Annotated in this window: 2 tRNA genes and 2 rRNA genes; all 4 read left to right on the forward strand. The window is 49.7% G+C overall.

Annotated features, from left to right (window positions below):
• Window positions 1-1,411: ribosomal RNA gene (locus C234_RS0112865) — 16S ribosomal RNA — on the forward strand; the annotation flags it as partial.
• A gap of 166 nt (window positions 1,412-1,577) precedes the next feature.
• Window positions 1,578-1,651: transfer RNA gene (locus C234_RS0112870), tRNA-Ile, on the forward strand.
• An 18-nt stretch (window positions 1,652-1,669) separates the two neighbouring features.
• Window positions 1,670-1,743, forward strand: a tRNA-Ala gene (locus tag C234_RS0112875).
• A gap of 176 nt (window positions 1,744-1,919) precedes the next feature.
• Window positions 1,920-2,211, forward strand: a 23S ribosomal RNA gene (locus C234_RS0112885); the annotation flags it as partial.

Raw genomic sequence — 2,211 nt, forward strand, 5'->3', positions numbered from 1 at the left:
GAGTAACACGTATCCAACCTTCCGGTTACTCGGGGATAGGCTTTCGAAAGAAAGATTAATACCCGATGTTGTGTATCTTTCTCCTGAAAGATACGCCAAAGGATTCCGGTAACCGATGGGGATGCGTTCCATTAGGCAGTTGGCGGGGTAACGGCCCACCAAACCTTCGATGGATAGGGGTTCTGAGAGGAAGGTCCCCCACATTGGAACTGAGACACGGTCCAAACTCCTACGGGAGGCAGCAGTGAGGAATATTGGTCAATGGACGGAAGTCTGAACCAGCCAAGTAGCGTGAAGGATGACTGCCCTCTGGGTTGTAAACTTCTTTTATACGGGAATAACATGAGGTACGCGTACCTTATTGCATGTACCGTTATGAATAAGCATCGGCTAACTCCGTGCCAGCAGCCGCGGTAATACGGAGGATGCGAGCGTTATCCGGATTTATTGGGTTTAAAGGGAGCGTAGGTGGGATATTAAGTCAGCTGTGAAAGTTTGGGGCTCAACCTTAAAATTGCAGTTGATACTGGTTTCCTTGAGTACGGTACAGGTGGGCGGAATTCGTGGTGTAGCGGTGAAATGCTTAGATATCACGAAGAACTCCGATCGCGAAGGCAGCTCACCGGGCCGGAACTGACACTGATGCTCGAAAGTGCGGGTATCAAACAGGATTAGATACCCTGGTAGTCCGCACAGTAAACGATGAATACTCGCTGTTTGCGATACACAGTAAGCGGCCAAGCGAAAGCGTTAAGTATTCCACCTGGGGAGTACGCCGGCAACGGTGAAACTCAAAGGAATTGACGGGGGCCCGCACAAGCGGAGGAACATGTGGTTTAATTCGATGATACGCGAGGAACCTTACCCGGGCTTAAATTGCGCTGGCTTTTACCGGAAACGGTATTTTCTTCGGACCAGCGTGAAGGTGCTGCATGGTTGTCGTCAGCTCGTGCCGTGAGGTGTCGGCTTAAGTGCCATAACGAGCGCAACCCTTATCTTTAGTTACTAACAGTTTTGCTGAGGACTCTAAAGAGACTGCCGTCGTAAGATGCGAGGAAGGTGGGGATGACGTCAAATCAGCACGGCCCTTACGTCCGGGGCTACACACGTGTTACAATGGGGAGCACAGCAGGTTGCTACACGGCGACGTGATGCCAATCCGTAAAACTCCTCTCAGTTCGGATCGAAGTCTGCAACCCGACTTCGTGAAGCTGGATTCGCTAGTAATCGCGCATCAGCCACGGCGCGGTGAATACGTTCCCGGGCCTTGTACACACCGCCCGTCAAGCCATGAAAGCCGGGGGTACCTGAAGTACGTAACCGCGAGGATCGTCCTAGGGTAAACCTGGTGATTGGGGCTAAGTCGTAACAAGGTAGCCGTACCGGAAGGTGCGGCTGGAACACCTCCTTTCTGGAGCGATGCCTTCGGTTTTTGCTCTCTTTATTTTTGAGAATTTTTTTTCGGTTTTTTATTATGTACCGCTTGTACTTGTTTATTTATAGATACAGATGTAAATAATACAAGAGAAAATAAAGACGCCGAGCCTGTCTCCGTTATCAGGTCGCGGTTGACTGACAGTCCTATAGCTCAGTTGGTTAGAGCGCTACACTGATAATGTAGAGGTCGGCAGTTCAACTCTGCCTGGGACTACTTCGAATGTTTGTTTTCGGGGGATTAGCTCAGCTGGCTAGAGCACCTGCTTTGCACGCAGGGGGTCAACGGTTCGAATCCGTTATTCTCCACTCTTGTTGCCCGGTTCGTATTGTTTTTTTTCAATCCGGCCGTTGCGCGACATCCGATCTTTGACATGATGTACAAAAAGTAAAAAACGAAAAGAGCTAAAAGTATATATCAAACCGCCTCTTTTTTTGTTTCCGGTTTTTCTTCCGGGGACATTTGGAAGATGTGTGTATTTGAAAAGAAAGTAGTTAAGGGCGCATGGCGGATGCCTTGGCTCTCGGAGGCGATGAAGGACGTGATAAGCTGCGATAAGCCTCGGGTAGGTGCAAATAACCTTTGATCCGGGGATTTCCGAATGGGACAACCCAATGCGTTGAAGACGCATTATCCTGTATTTTTTTATCAGGAGGCTAACGCAGGGAACTGAAACATCTTAGTACCTGCAGGAACAGAAAATAATAATGATTCCCCCAGTAGCGGCGAGCGAACGGGGATTAGCCCAAACCGTCGGTGTTACGGCACCGCCGGGG

Origin of the sequence: Bacteroides pyogenes DSM 20611 = JCM 6294 (genome assembly GCF_000428105.1) — a bacterium.
Lineage (GTDB): Bacteria > Bacteroidota > Bacteroidia > Bacteroidales > Bacteroidaceae > Bacteroides > Bacteroides pyogenes.